12 protein-coding genes are annotated in these 13,184 nt (G+C 73.8%); 10 read left to right on the top strand and 2 right to left on the bottom strand.

Annotated features, from left to right (window positions below; translation table 11 throughout):
- Positions 1-32: 32 nt before the first annotated feature.
- The 10 genes from AB0F71_RS28040 to AB0F71_RS27995 all read left to right on the top strand — a co-directional run bounded on the left by AB0F71_RS28040 (position 33) and on the right by AB0F71_RS27995 (position 11,424).
- On the top strand, positions 33-791 hold the full coding sequence (locus tag AB0F71_RS28040; protein ID WP_360239578.1) for a YcnI family protein: 759 nt from the start codon (positions 33-35) through the stop codon (positions 789-791).
- Positions 792-865: 74 nt separating this feature from the next.
- A complete protein-coding gene (locus tag AB0F71_RS28035; RefSeq protein ID WP_360239575.1) occupies positions 866-1,537 on the top strand; it encodes an SCO family protein in 672 nt (223 codons plus the stop codon).
- Positions 1,537-2,034, top strand: a complete 498-nt coding sequence (locus tag AB0F71_RS28030) for a copper chaperone PCu(A)C (RefSeq protein WP_360239572.1) — start codon at positions 1,537-1,539, stop codon at positions 2,032-2,034. Before AB0F71_RS28035 ends, AB0F71_RS28030 begins: the two co-directional genes overlap by 1 nt.
- Positions 2,035-2,047: 13 nt before the next feature.
- Positions 2,048-4,099 (top strand): FixH family protein, encoded by a 2,052-nt coding sequence (locus AB0F71_RS28025; protein ID WP_360239569.1) that lies wholly within the window; start codon positions 2,048-2,050, stop codon positions 4,097-4,099.
- A gap of 5 nt (positions 4,100-4,104) precedes the next feature.
- Complete coding sequence (efeB, locus tag AB0F71_RS28020) at positions 4,105-5,376, top strand: iron uptake transporter deferrochelatase/peroxidase subunit (RefSeq protein ID WP_360239566.1); 1,272 nt, start codon at positions 4,105-4,107, stop codon at positions 5,374-5,376.
- A 137-nt stretch (positions 5,377-5,513) separates the two neighbouring features.
- Complete coding sequence (gene pheA, locus AB0F71_RS28015; protein WP_360239564.1) at positions 5,514-6,449, top strand: prephenate dehydratase; 936 nt, start codon at positions 5,514-5,516, stop codon at positions 6,447-6,449.
- 612 nt (positions 6,450-7,061) lie between these two features.
- Positions 7,062-8,336 (top strand): serine--tRNA ligase, encoded by a 1,275-nt coding sequence (gene serS, locus AB0F71_RS28010; protein WP_360239561.1) that lies wholly within the window; start codon positions 7,062-7,064, stop codon positions 8,334-8,336.
- Positions 8,333-9,166 (top strand): HAD family hydrolase, encoded by an 834-nt coding sequence (locus AB0F71_RS28005; protein ID WP_360239559.1) that lies wholly within the window; start codon positions 8,333-8,335, stop codon positions 9,164-9,166. Before serS ends, AB0F71_RS28005 begins: the two co-directional genes overlap by 4 nt.
- Before the next feature lie 112 nt (positions 9,167-9,278).
- Positions 9,279-10,010 carry a FadR/GntR family transcriptional regulator gene (locus AB0F71_RS28000; protein WP_360239556.1) on the top strand — a complete coding sequence of 244 codons (732 nt, stop codon included), beginning with the start codon at positions 9,279-9,281 and terminating at the stop codon, positions 10,008-10,010.
- Positions 10,011-10,146: 136 nt separating this feature from the next.
- On the top strand, positions 10,147-11,424 hold the full coding sequence (locus tag AB0F71_RS27995) for an MFS transporter (RefSeq protein WP_360239553.1): 1,278 nt from the start codon (positions 10,147-10,149) through the stop codon (positions 11,422-11,424).
- A 68-nt stretch (positions 11,425-11,492) separates the two neighbouring features.
- On the opposite strand, the gene AB0F71_RS27990 is transcribed toward AB0F71_RS27995, so the two are convergent.
- Together AB0F71_RS27990 and AB0F71_RS27985 are read right to left on the bottom strand one after the other, a co-directional pair.
- The gene (locus AB0F71_RS27990) at positions 11,493-12,209 is read right to left on the bottom strand and encodes an ABC transporter permease subunit (RefSeq protein WP_360239550.1); all 717 of its coding nucleotides are present in this window, start codon (positions 12,207-12,209) and stop codon (positions 11,493-11,495) included.
- Positions 12,210-12,261: 52 nt separating this feature from the next.
- On the bottom strand, positions 12,262-13,179 hold the full coding sequence (locus tag AB0F71_RS27985) for an ABC transporter ATP-binding protein (RefSeq protein ID WP_360239547.1): 918 nt from the start codon (positions 13,177-13,179) through the stop codon (positions 12,262-12,264).
- Between the last annotated feature and the right edge of the window lie 5 nt (positions 13,180-13,184).

Here is a 13,184-nt window from a genome sequence, read left to right as displayed (position 1 = left end):
ACGTGCCGAGCTCCGATCGGAGACCCCCCATCATGCGTTCCCTTCCCACCCGCCGTCTCGCCGCCGTCGCCCTGACCGCCGCCGCCTCGGTGGTGGCACTGGCCGGCCCCGCCTTCGCGCACGTCACCGTGAACCCGGGTTCGGCCGCGCAGGGCGGCTACACGGCCGTCGACTTCCGGGTGCCGAACGAGAGCGACACGGCGAGCACGGTGAAGCTTGAGGTCAACCTTCCGCTGGACCACCCGCTGGCCTCGGTCCGGACCCTGCCGCTGCCGGGCTGGACGGCCGCCGTCGAGAAGGCCAAGCTCGACAAGCCGATCAAGGTGCACGGCAACGACGTCAACGAGGCCGTCTCCAAGATCACCTGGACCGCCGACCCGGGCACCAAGATCGCCCCCGGCCAGTTCCAGGAGTTCCGGGTCTCGCTCGGCCCGCTGCCGACCGACGCCGACAGCATGGTCTTCAAGGCCCTGCAGACCTACGACAACGGCGACGTGGTCCGCTGGATCGACGAGGCCGCGGCCGGCCAGCCCGAGCCGGCCCACCCGGCCCCGGCCCTCAAGCTCACCAAGGCCGCCGACGGTGACGGCCACGGCGTCTCCGCCTCCGCCTCCCCGGCGGCCGGCGCCCACGGCGGCAGCTCCGACCACGCCGCCGCCTCCGACGGCGACGCCAAGTCCAGCGACAGCACCGCCCGCACCCTCGGCGTGGTCGGCATCGTCGTCGGCGTGATCGGCACCGCCGTCGGCGTGCTCGGCCTGCGCCGCAAGAACAGCGGCTCCGCCTCCTGACCCCTCGCCGGCGGGGCCGTACCCCTCCCCGGTACGGCCCCGCCGGCGGTCCACCGCGTCCGATCGGATCCACCATGCCCCGCACCGCCCGTTCCACCCGACTGGCCGGCGCCGCCGCCCTCGCCCTGGCCGCCGCGCTGACCCTGTCCGCCTGCGGCTCCTCCGGCGGCGGTGGTTCGTCCGCCGCCAAGGTGACCCAGCAGAAGGAGGACACCCCGTACCAGGGCACCAAGCTGGCCAAGAACTTCGAGAAGCCGGACCTCCAGCTGACCGACACCTCCGGCCAGCCGTACGACCTGCGGCAGCAGACCAACGGCAGGACCACCCTGCTGTTCTTCGGCTACACCAGCTGCCCGGACGTCTGCCCGACCACCATGGGCGACATCGGGGTCGCGATGAAGGCCCTCTCCGCGGAGGACCGCAAGAAGGTCAACGTCGTCTTCGTCTCCACCGACCCGCAGCGCGACACCCCCAAGGTGCTGCGCACCTGGCTGGACTCGATGGGCACCGACTTCATAGGCCTCACCGGCGACCTGGCGAAGGTGAAGACCGCCGCCAAGTCGCTCGGCATCATGATCGAGGACCCGGTGGTCAACGCGGACGGCACCGTGACCTCCACCCACGGCGCGCAGGTGCTGGCCTTCCTCCCCTCGGACGACAAGGCGCACGTGCTCTACATGAGCGGCACCGAGGAGAAGACCTACGAGCACGACCTGCCGCTGCTCGCCAAGGGGGTCGCGGCGTGATGTCGGCGAACCGACGGTTCCGCCGCTCGGCCCTGGCCGGGGCGGTGCTGGCGACGGTCCTCGGCGGCGGGGCGATACTCGCCGCCTGCGGGACGGGCGGCGCGGACGGCGGCTCGGCGGACGCCGGTCCGGCGAAGCTGAGCGTGGCCGACTCCTACATCCCGCTGCCCCCGGCGGGCGGGATGGGCGCCGGCTACCTGACCGTCCGCAACGACGGCGGGCCGGACCAGTTGGTCAAGGTGACCAGCCCGGCCGCCGGGTCGGTCACCATGCACCGCTCGACCGCCTCGACCATGGAGCAGGTGAACAGCCTGGACGTGCCCGCGCACGGCGCGCTGCAGCTCGCCCGCGGCGGCACCCACCTGATGATCATGGACTGGCAGAAGGCCCCCTCCCTCGGCGACGAGCTGGAGCTCGACCTGACCTTCGCCAAGTCCGGGACCATCTCCGTCAAGGTGCCGGTCAAGGAGCTCACCTACCGCCCCGGCCAGAGTTAGGGGACCCGCCAGCATGGAGAAGGCCGCCCACCCCCGCAGCGCGTCCCGGCCGCCGGCCGCGCGCCGCCGGAGCGTCGCGCCACGCATCGCCGCGGCGCTGGGCACGCTCGGCGCGCTGCTCGCGCTGATGCTCGCCGGCGCCGCCCCGGCGTCCGCGCACGCCACCCTGGACTCCACCGACCCGGCGCAGAACTCGGTGGTCGCCACCGCCCCGCCGGCGGTGACCCTGACGTTCAGCGAGACGGTGTCGCTGTCGAGCGACTCCGTCCGGGTGCTCGACCCGGCCGGCAAGGCGGTGGACACCGGCAACCCGGGGCACGCCGACGGCAAGGGCAACACCGCCCGGGTCGGCCTGAACAGCGGGCTCGCCAACGGCACGTACACCGTCGCCTGGCGGGCCGTCTCGGAGGACTCCCACCCGGTCGGCGGGGCGTTCACCTTCTCCATCGGCGCACCCTCGGACACCTCGGTGTCCGCCACCGCACTGCAGGGCGCCAAGGCCGACGACCTGGTCGCCGCCCTGTACGGAACGGGCCGCACCGTCGCGTACGCCGCCTTCGCACTGCTCGCCGGGGTCGCCGCCTTCGTGCTGGTCTGCTGGCCGGCCGGCGCCGCCCGGCGCCCGGTGCAGCGGCTGCTGATGACCGGCTGGACGGCGCTGCTGGCCTCCACCGTCGCGGTGCTGATGCTGCGCGGCCCGTACGAGCGGGGCTCCGGCATCGGCCAGGCCCTCGACCTCTCGCTGGTGCGCGCCACCCTGGACGAGCGGATCGGCACCGCGCTGGCGGCCCGGCTGCTGCTGCTCGCGGCGGCCGGGATCTTCCTGTCGCTGCTGGTCGGGCAGTTGGGGCAGCCGCCGAAACCGGCCGCGGGCACCGGCTCGGACCCGAGCGCGGAACCGCACGACGACGACACCGAGGCCGCCGAACTGCGCGAGCTGGAGCAGCGGGCCGCCGAACGGCCGCAACGCGAGGCCCGGATCGGCCTGGGCGTGGCCGGGCTGGTGCTCGCGGTGGCGCTCTCCGCGACCTGGGTCGGCGCCGACCACGCCTCGGTGGGCATCCAGGTCTGGCTGGCCCTGCCGTTCGGCATCCTGCACCTGATCGCGATGGCGCTCTGGCTGGGCGGGCTGGCCTCGCTGCTGGTCGCGCTGCGCGAGGGCGTCGGCGCCGAGGTGGTGGACCGCTTCTCCCGGATCGCCTTCGGCTCGGTGGCCGTGCTGGCCGTCACCGGGGTCTACCAGTCCTGGCGGGGCCTGGGCAGTTGGAGCGCGCTGACCGGCACCGAGTACGGGAAGCTGCTGCTGGTGAAGAGCGGCTGCGTGGTCGTGATGCTGGGCGTCGCCTGGATCTCCCGCAGCTGGCTGGCCCGGCTGCGCTCGGCCCCGGCCGAGGCGGCGGAGGTCGAACGGGCCGAGGTGCCCGAGCCGGTCGGCGCCGCCGCGCACAGCGAGGACCCGGTCCGGCGGGCCCAGTTGGAGCGGCAGCGGGCCGCCGCGCGCACCGCCGGCCGCGAGCGCGGGCTGACCCCGACCCGGGCCGGGCTGCGCCGCTCGGTGCTGGTGGAGGCGCTGGTCGCAGTGGCGGTGCTGGTGGTCACCACGATGCTCACCAACTCCCCGCCCGGGCGGGTCGCGGGCGAGGTCAGGGCGGCCGGGAGCGGCGCGACCGCCCCGGGCGCAGGGAACTCCGCCCCGGCGGCCCCGCAGACCGAGCCCGGCCGCACGGTGGAGCTCAAGCTGCCGTACGACACCAAGGGCCGGACGCCGAACGCCAAGGGCACCGCGACCGTCACCCTCAACCCGGCCCGGACCGGCCCGAACGAGGTCCAGCTCGCGCTGGACGGCGCGGACGGCAAGCCGGTGGACGTCCCCGAGGTGCAGCTGGCCTTCACCCTGCCGGACCGCGACCTCGGCCCGCTGCCGGTCGCACTCACCGCGGCGGGCACCGGCCGCTGGAGCGGCACCACCCAGCTCCCGCTGGCCGGTACCTGGGTGGTCTCGGTGCAGATCCGCTCCTCGGACATCGACCAGACCACCCCGACCCAGCAGTTCAAGATCGGATGAGCGCGGTGGAGCACGACCAGACGACGAGCCCGGCGGGCTTCACCCGCCGGGCCCTGCTCGGCACGGCCGGCGCCGGACTACTGGTCGGCGCCGGGGCGGGCGTGGCCGGGGCGGTCGCCTACGAGGACCGGCCGGGCGCCGACCCGAAGGCGTCCGGCGGCGGGGCCGGCGCGCTCGGCGCGGGCCGGGTGCCGTTCCGCGCCGAGCACCAGGCCGGCATCCTCGAACCCGCCCAGGCCCGCGTCCAGTTGGCCGCCTTCGACCTGGTCGACGGGGCCGGCCGGGACGGGCTGCGCGCCCTGTTGCGGCGCTGGACCGGGGCGGTCGAGCGGCTGACCGCCGGGGAGCCGGCCGCCGAGTTCGACAACCAGGTCGCCCTGGACGCCGGGCCCTGCTCGCTCACCGTCACGCTCGGCTTCGGCGCCACGCTGTTCGACAGGACCGGGCTGGCGGACCGCCGCCCGGCCGCCCTCGAACCGCTGCCCGCCTTCCCCGGCGACGCGCTGGACCCGGCGCGCGGCGACGGCGACCTGTTCGTCCAGATCGGCGCCGACGACGCGCTGGTGACGGTGCACGCCCTGCGGACCCTGCAGAAGCTGGCGGCCGGCACGGCGGCCCTGCGCTGGCAGTCGGCCGGCTTCTCCCGGACCCCCGGCGCGGCCGCCCGCCCGGTGACCGGGCGCAACCTGATGGGCCAGATCGACGGCACCAACAACCCCAGGCCCGGCGAGGACGGCTTCGCCGCCAAGGTGTTCTGCGCCCCCGGCGGCGACCAGCCGGCCTGGCTGGCCGGGGGCTCGTACCTGGTGTTCCGGCGGATCCGGATGCTGCTGGACCACTGGGAGGAGCTGCCGGTGGACCGCCAGGAACGGGTGATCGGCCGGCGCAAGTCGGACGGTTCGCCGCTGAGCGCGCCGGCCGGCTCGGGCGAGGGCACCCCGGTGGACCTCGCCGCCCAGGGCCCGGACGGCGGACTCGCCATTCCCGCCGACGCCCACGTACGGGTCGCCGCCCCGGCGGGCAACGGCGGGGCGACGATGCTGCGGCGCGGCTTCTCGTACCACGACGGGGCGCTGCCGGACGGATCGCCGGACGCCGGGCTGCTCTTCCTCGCCTTCCAGGCCGACCCGCGCAAGGGCTTCACCCCGGTGCAGCGCAAGCTCTCCCGGGGCGACGGGCTGTCCCGCTTCCTCCGGCACGAGGCCGGCGGGCTGTACGCCGTCCTTCCGGGGGTGCCGGCCGGGGGCTACCTCGGGCAGCAGCTGCTGGACGGGTAGCGCCCGCGCGGAAGGAGCGGTCCCGGCCACTGGAACGCGGTCCTGCCGGGGCCGCGGAATCGTTATGGTGACTGCTTCGGCACCACCGCTCGGGCAGCACCCGGCTCGGGCACCACCCCCCTGGCAACGGAGGCGTCATGTCGGCCACCCGCTACACCTACCTCGGCCCGGCCGGCACCTTCACCGAGGCGGCGCTGCACACCCTGCCCGAGGCGGCGACCCGGGAGCTGGTGCCGCTGTCCTCGGTGGCGCTGGCGCTGGAGGCGGTGCGCGCCGGGGAGGCTGCCGGGGCGTTCGTGCCGATCGAGAACTCGGTGGAGGGCGCGGTCACCGCGACCAACGACGAACTGGCCGCCGGCGCCCCGCTGATGATCTACCGCGAGGTGCTGCTGCCGATCACCTTCGCGCTGCTGGTGCGGCCGGGCACCGAGCTGTCCGAGGTCAAGACGGTGACCAGCCACCCGGTGGCCCAGCCGCAGGTGCGCAAGTGGCTGGCGGCCAACCTGCCGGACGCGGTCTGGGAGTCGGCCGCCTCCAACGCGGACGGCGCCCGGCTGGTCGCCGAGGGCCGGTACGACGGGGCGTTCGCGGGCGAGTTCGCGGCGCCGATCTACGGGCTGGACCCGCTGGTCAAGGAGATCGCCGACGCGCAGAGCGCGACCACCCGGTTCGTGCTGGTCGGCCGACCGGGGCGGGTCTCCTCGCCGACCGGGGCGGACAAGACCTCGATGGTGGTCTGGCTGCCGGACGACCACCCGGGCGCGCTGCTGGAGCTGCTGCAGGAGTTCGCGGTGCGCGGGGTGAACCTGATGCGGATCGAGTCCCGGCCGACCGGTGAGGGGCTGGGCAACTACTGCTTCCTGATCGACTGCGAGGGGCACCTGTCGGAGCGGCGGGTGGCCGAGGCGATGATGGGGCTCAGGCGGATCAGTCCGCAGGTCCGGTTCCTCGGCTCCTATCCGCGCGCGGACCGGCAGGTGTCCACGCACCGGCGGCCGGGGACTTCGGACGAGGATTTCGCCGCGGCGGCGGACTGGCTCTCCCGGGCGCTCGACGGGCGCGGGGACATCTGATCCCCGCGTCCGATCCCGAGTCCGATCCCGAGTCCGATCCCCGAGCCTGATCCCCGAGCCTGATCCCCGAGGTGGCCCGGCCCCGGACAGCTGAGCGTCATCTCGTGTCTTTCTGACCTTTTCCGACCGTTATCGACCGACCCGACCGAACGCGGCGGGTGACCGCACCGTCATCCACAGGAACCCCGGACTCCGGGGGCCGCTGTCCACAGGCCTCATCGCTGTCCACAGCCGAAAGTTATCCACAGGCCTGGGGATGAGTCGACAAACCGGTATAGCCATTGCCCAGAACTGGTCGGACCATCGGTTTGCGTCATAGAGATGACTAATCGGACCAGAGTCACCCGCTTGCCTGCAAATCACCCGTGCGAGTGCTTCAATTCCCTCACCCGAGAAGGTTCATTGGGGTTTGAAACCTCAATTCCCTGGTTTTGATCAACGGCTCCCCCTCCGCGCCCCTCATCCACAGGCCCGGGGCGGGCCCTGTGGATAACCCGCCCGCGGGCTGGGGGCGGAGAGTTCCCCACAGGAGTTATCCACAGGAGCCGCGGAGTTATCCCCAGGGGAAAACCGGTACCGGTGGAGGAACGGCCGCCCGGTACGCTTGGGCCTGTGATTGACCTTCGCCTGCTTCGTGAGGACCCTGACCGAGTGCGCGCCTCGCAGCGCGTCCGTGGCGAGGACGTCGACATCGTCGACGCCCTCCTCTCCGCCGACGAGCGGCGCCGGTCCTCGGGCAGCCGCTTCGACGAACTGCGCAACGAGCAGCGGGTGCTCGGCAAGCAGGTCGCCCAGGCCAAGGGCGACGAGAAGACCGCCCTGCTGCAGCGCACCAAGGAGCTGGCCGCCGAGGTCAAGGCCGCGGACGCCGAGCAGAGCGCGGCCAAGGAGGAGGCGGACCGCCTGCTCCGCTCCCTGTCGAACCTCATCGACCCGGCCGCCCCGGTCGGCGGCGAGGAGGACTTCGTCACCCTGGAGGAGATCGGCACCCCGCGCGACTTCGCCGCCGAGGGCTTCGAGCCCCGCGACCACGTCGAACTGGGCCAGCTGCTGGGCGCGATCGACACCGAGCGCGGCGCCAAGGTCGCCGGTGCCCGCTCCTACTACCTGACCGGTCCCGGCGCGCTGCTGGAGCTCGCCCTGGTCAACATGGCGATCGCCCAGGCCACCGCGGCCGGCTTCATCCCGATGATCACCCCGGCCCTGGTCCGCCCGGCCGCCATGGACGGCACCGGCTTCCTCGGCCAGGCCGCCGAGAACGTGTACCACCTCCCCGAGGAGGACAAGTACCTGGTCGGCACCAGCGAGGTCCCGCTGGCGGCGTACCACATGGACGAGATCATCGAGGCCGACAAGCTGCCGCTGCGCTACGCCGGCTACTCGTCCTGCTTCCGCCGCGAGGCCGGCACCTACGGCAAGGACACCCGCGGCATCATCCGGGTCCACCAGTTCGAGAAGGTGGAGATGTTCGTCTTCACCACGCCCGAGGACGCGGAGAACGAGCACCGCCGCCTGCTCCAGTGGGAGAAGGACTTCCTCAACGCGCTGGAGCTGCCGTACCGGGTGATCGACGTCGCCTCCGGCGACCTCGGCTCCTCGGCCGCGCGCAAGTTCGACATCGAGGCCTGGATCCCGACCCAGGGCAAGTACCGCGAGGTCACCTCGACCTCCAACACCACCGAGTACCAGGCCCGCCGGCTGTCGATCCGGATGCGCGAGGAGGGCAGGACCCGCCCGCTCGCCACCCTGAACGGCACCCTGGTCGCCGTGCCGCGCACCATCGTGGCGATCCTGGAGAACCACCAGCAGGCCGACGGCTCGGTCGTCGTGCCCGAGGCGCTGCGTCCGTACCTCGGCGGACGGACCGTCCTCGAGCCGGTCAAGTGACCTCCTCGACCCACCCGATCGGTGGCGACCTGCCCTACCGGCTGGTCGCCACCGACCTCGACGGAACCCTGCTCACCAGCGCGGAAACCGTCTCCGAGCGCACCCGCGCCGCGCTGGCCGCGGCCACCGGCGCGGGCGCGCTGCACATCGTGGTGACCGGCCGCTCGGCCGTCTGGGCCCGCCCGGTCTTCGACGAGATCGGCTACACCGGGATAGCGGTCTGCGGCCAGGGCGCCCAGGTCTACGACGCCGGCGCCCACAAGCTGCTCACCTCGCTCACCCTGGACCGCCGGCTCGCCGCCGTCGCGATCGAGAAGATCGAGGCCGAGACCGGCCCGCTGGCCGTGGCCGCCAACCAGGACGGTCTGGACGGCCAGGTGCTGGCCGGCCCCGGCTACGAGCTGCTGATCGGCTCCGACCTCCCGGTCGTCCGGGCCGAGCGCGGCGAACTCCTCGCCGCCCCGCTCAGCAAGCTCTACATCCAGCACCCCGGGCTGACCGACGACGGCCTCGCCGAGGCCGCCCGGCGCGCCGCCGGCGACCTGGTCGGCGTGGTGATGGCCGGCCCGGGCGTGGTCGAGCTGCTGCCGCTGGGCCTGTCCAAGGCCACCGGCCTGGCCGTCGCCGCCCGGCGCCTGGGCGTGCGCGCCAGCGACACCATCGCCTTCGGCGACATGCCCAACGACGTGCCGATGTTCGGCTGGGCGGCGCACGGCGTGGCCATGGCCAACGCCCACGAGGAACTGCTCGCCGTCGCCGACGAGGTCACCGCGGGCAACGACGAGGACGGCGTCGCGATCGTCCTGGAGCGCCTCTACCCGACGCGCTGAGCGCCCCCCGGGACACGTTCACGGACGGTTCACCCCCAGTTGTAGGATGACCGGGCAAGCGGTTGTAGGATGACCGACGACCGATGAGCGGTGTGCGAAGGGAGGGCCCGGCATGAGCGGCGACGGAAACGGCCTGCAGGCGGCCGGACGACGTTCCCTGGTGGACACCGCGATCGACCGGCTGCGCGAGCAACTGGCCGGCGGGGCCTGGCCGGTGGGATCGCAGATCCCCACCGAGCACGAGCTGGCCGAGCAGCTGGGGGTCGGCCGCAACACCGTGCGGGAGGCCCTCCGGGTGCTGGTGCACGCCGGGATGCTGGTCTCCCGGCAGGGCGAGGGCACCTTCGTACGGTCCACCAGCGACCCGGCGGCGGTGCTCCGCGGCGTCCAGCGCTCGGGCATCCGGGACGTCCTGGAGGTCCGCGCCGCACTGGAGACCGAGGCCGCCCGGCTGGCCGCCCTGCGGCACACCCCCGAGGACGTCCGGCGGATGCGGGCCGCGCTGGCCCGGGAGGCCGAGGTCTTCGCCCGGCACCCCGAGCGGGCCGGCCGCGAGGCCACCGTCGAGCACGACCTGGAGTTCCACACCGCCGTCGTCGAAGCCGCGCACAACCCGGCGCTGGCCGAGGTCTACCGCTACTTCGGCGCCTCCGTGCGCGAGTCGATGACGGCCGCCTTCGGCGACCACGAGATGCCCGAGGCGGTCGTGGCCACCCACGAGGCGCTGGTGGACGCCATCGAGAGCGGCGACCCGGACCGCGCCGAGACGGCGTGTCGGGCGCTGCTCGCCGAGCCCACCGCGGCCGTCGAGCAGCTCCTCGCGGCCATCGCGGCCCGGAAGTAGGACGGCGCAGGCCCCGCTTCCGCACGCAGCCCCGCTGCTTGCCCACCCCCCGTCCTGTCCCGTCCTGCCCGCGGCCGGTGGAGGCCTCCTCCCGCCGTGCCCGCGCCACCCCGAGCCCGGAAAGAACAGCACACCCATGGCCGTCACCCGTGCCCCGCAGCCGGTTGTCACCACCGCCGCCCCGCTCACCGTCCGCAGCCGGCTGGCCCACCCCGCGCTGCTGCTGACCGGCATCCTGCTGGTCGCGCTGAACATGCGCGCCTGCCTGGCCGCGATCTCCCCGATGGTCGGCGAGATCCAGCGCACCTTCGGGCTGTCCGCCACCGCGGGCGGGCTGATCACCACCGTCCCGGTGCTGTTCCAGGGCGTCGGCGCCCCGCTCACCCCCCGGCTGACCAGGCGGTTCGGCGCCGAGCGGGTGGTGCTCGGCGCGGTGCTGGTGCTGGGCGCGGGCGTGCTGCTGCGGGTGCTGCCCTCGGTGTACGCGCTGTACGCGGGCTGCGTGGTGATCGGCGTCGCCATCGCGGTGCTGAACGTGTCGATGCCCGGCCTGGTCAAGCGGGAGTTCCCGGACCGCGCGGCCACCATGACCGGCGTCTACTCCACCACCATGCTGGTCGGCGCCACCCTCGCGGCCGGTTCCTCCGTCCCGCTGGAGCACGCGCTCGGCGGCGGCTGGCGGGCCTCGCTCGGCGCCTGGTCGCTGCTGGCGCTGATCGCCGCGGTGGCCTGGCTGCCGCAGGTGCTGCGCTCCCGGCAGGAGCAGGCCGCGGTGGCCGCCGCCCCCGCCCGGGACGCCCGTGACGCCCGGGACGCCCGGCCCGCCCCGGCCGACAGGCCGATCGAGGGCATCTGGAAGTCCCCGCTGGCCTGGCAGATCAGCCTCTTCATGGGCATCTCCTCGCTGCTGGTCTACACCCTGGTCGCCTGGATGCCGACCATCCTGTTCGACCACGGCATGGACCGCGGCCAGGCCAGCCTGGTCTTCGCCTTCTCCAACCTGGTGCAGGTGGCCGGCGCCTTCCTGGTGCCGCTGATGGCAGGCCGGATGACGAGCCAGCGCGCCCTCGCCGTCACCATGGCCGCCCTGAACGGGCTCGGCATCGCCCTGCTGCTGGTCGCCCCGGTCTCCGGCGCCTGGGTATCGGCGACCATCCTCGGCCTGGCCCAGGGCGGCTCGCTCGGCCTCGGCCTGGCCTTCATCGTGCTGCGCACCGGCACCGCGGCCGGCGCCGCCCAGCTGGGCGGCATGTCCCAGGCGATCGGCTACCTGGTCGCGGCGGCCGGCCCGGTCGGCGCCGGGGCGCTGCACCAGCTCACCGGCGGCTGGGAGGCCACCCTGGTGCTGATGCTGGTGCTGGTCCTGGTGGTCGGCGCGGCCGGGTTCGGCGCCGGACGGAACCGGACGCTGTAGGACGGCCGCGGAACGCCGACCGGGCCCGGACTCCGTGGGAGTCCGGGCCCTGTCGCGCGGGGCGCGGCCTACTCCTCGGCGGCCAGGGTCAGCCCGGCCAGCTTCACCGAGGCCAGCACGGTCGCCCCGACGGCGACCACCAGCAGCAGCGGGACGGCCGCCCCGAGCGACACGTCGGCGCCGATCGCGTTGTCCCCGGCGACCGCCTCGGCGACCGCCCGGCCCCACTGCTGGACGCTCAGCGTGCGGGCGCCCTCGACGAAGTTGCCGATCAGCGACTCCCAGATCAGCGCGTAGGCCAGCCCGGCCACCACCGCGTGCCGGGTGACCACGCCGAGCAGCAGGAACAGCGCGCTGTACACGGCCCCGGCGACCAGCACCGCGACGGTGTAGCCGAGCGCCACGCCGTCCTTCGTCCCGTACAGCAGCAGCCCGGCGAGCAGCGTCGGGACGGCCGAGAACACCCAGGTGGTGCCGATCGCGACGGCCAGCTTGGTGGTGATGATCTGCCGGCGCGGCAGCGGCTTGGCCAGCAGGTAGACGATCGAGCCGTCGTCGATCTCGGTGGCGATCACCCCGGTGCCGATCACCAGGCCGAGGATCGGCAGCAGGGTGCCGAGGTCCAGCTGGCCGAGGATCTTGACGGTCAGGCTGTGCGCGTCGCCGCTCGACCCGGCGGCGATCGCCGCGACGATCAGCAGCAGCGCCGGGGCCACCAGCAGCAGCGCGCCGCGGCGGCGGCCGAGCAGGCCGCGCAGGGTCAGCCTGGCGACGGTCGGGTTCATGGTCGGTCGACCCCTTCCTGGGTCCGGTGGGTGGCGCGGGTGGGGCCGGGGGTCATGCCGAGACCAGGTAGGAGAAGACGCTCTCCAGCGACTCGTCCGCCGGGGACACGGTGTACAGCCGGATGCCGGCCTCCCGGGCGACCCTGGGCAGCAGGGTGGTGAAGCCCTGGAAGTTCACCGCCTCGATCCGCAGCGCCCGTTCCCGCTCGTCCACCTCGATGCCGGTGGTCGAGCCGTCGGCGATCAGTGCGGCGGCGAGCCGGCGGTCGTCGCTGGAGCGGACCAGGTAGCGGTGCGGCCGGTCGGTCATCAGCCGCCGGATCCGCCGGAAGTCGCCCGAGGCGGCGTGCCGTCCGGCCACCACCACCTCGATGTGCCGGGCCAGTTGCTCGACCTCCTCCAGGATGTGGGAGGAGAACAGCACCGTCCGGCCGTCCGCGCCGAAGCGGCGCAGCAGCTCCATCAACTGGAGCCGCTGGCGCGGGTCCATGCCGTTGAAGGGCTCGTCCAGCAGCAGCACGGCCGGGTCGTGGACCAGCGCCGAGGCCATCTTGACCCGCTGCTTCATGCCCTTGGAGTACGTCCCGGTGCGGCGGTCCTTGGCGGGCGCCATCTCGACCAGGTCGAGGGCGCGCCGGGCGGCGGCGCCGGGCTGGGGCAGGCCGTGCAGTTCGGCGTTGGCAAGGACGAACTCCCAGCCGGTCAGGTAGTCGTACATCGACTCCCGCTCGGGCACCAGGCCGATCTGCCGGTACACCTGCTGGTTGCGCCAGATCTGCGCGCCGTCCAGGGTGACCGCGCCGCTGGAGGGGGCGAGGAAGCCGCTCATCATGTGGATGAGGGTGGACTTGCCCGCGCCGTTCGGCCCGAGCAGGCCGGTGACGCCGGGGCCGATCGACATCGAGATGTCGTTGACCGCGACCACGTTCCCGAACCAGCGGGAGACCTTGTCGATGGTGATGGTGGCCATGCCGC

It is taken from the genome of Kitasatospora sp. NPDC028055, from assembly GCF_040637885.1.
GTDB lineage: Bacteria > Actinomycetota > Actinomycetes > Streptomycetales > Streptomycetaceae > Kitasatospora.
Note: the sequence above shows the minus strand (reverse complement) of the source record. Positions and strands in the feature narration are given on the sequence as shown.

Coding starts and splice junctions, on each gene's coding strand:
- AB0F71_RS28040 (WP_360239578.1), top strand. CDS start 33: ATGCGTTCCCTTCCCACCCGCCGTCTCGCCGCCGTCGCCCTGACCGCC.
- AB0F71_RS28035 (WP_360239575.1), top strand. CDS start 866: ATGCCCCGCACCGCCCGTTCCACCCGACTGGCCGGCGCCGCCGCCCTC.
- AB0F71_RS28030 (WP_360239572.1), top strand. CDS start 1,537: ATGTCGGCGAACCGACGGTTCCGCCGCTCGGCCCTGGCCGGGGCGGTG.
- AB0F71_RS28025 (WP_360239569.1), top strand. CDS start 2,048: ATGGAGAAGGCCGCCCACCCCCGCAGCGCGTCCCGGCCGCCGGCCGCG.
- pheA (WP_360239564.1), top strand. CDS start 5,514: ATGTCGGCCACCCGCTACACCTACCTCGGCCCGGCCGGCACCTTCACC.
- AB0F71_RS28000 (WP_360239556.1), top strand. CDS start 9,279: ATGAGCGGCGACGGAAACGGCCTGCAGGCGGCCGGACGACGTTCCCTG.
- AB0F71_RS27995 (WP_360239553.1), top strand. CDS start 10,147: ATGGCCGTCACCCGTGCCCCGCAGCCGGTTGTCACCACCGCCGCCCCG.
- AB0F71_RS27990 (WP_360239550.1), bottom strand. CDS start 12,209: ATGAACCCGACCGTCGCCAGGCTGACCCTGCGCGGCCTGCTCGGCCGC.
- AB0F71_RS27985 (WP_360239547.1), bottom strand. CDS start 13,179: ATGGCCACCATCACCATCGACAAGGTCTCCCGCTGGTTCGGGAACGTG.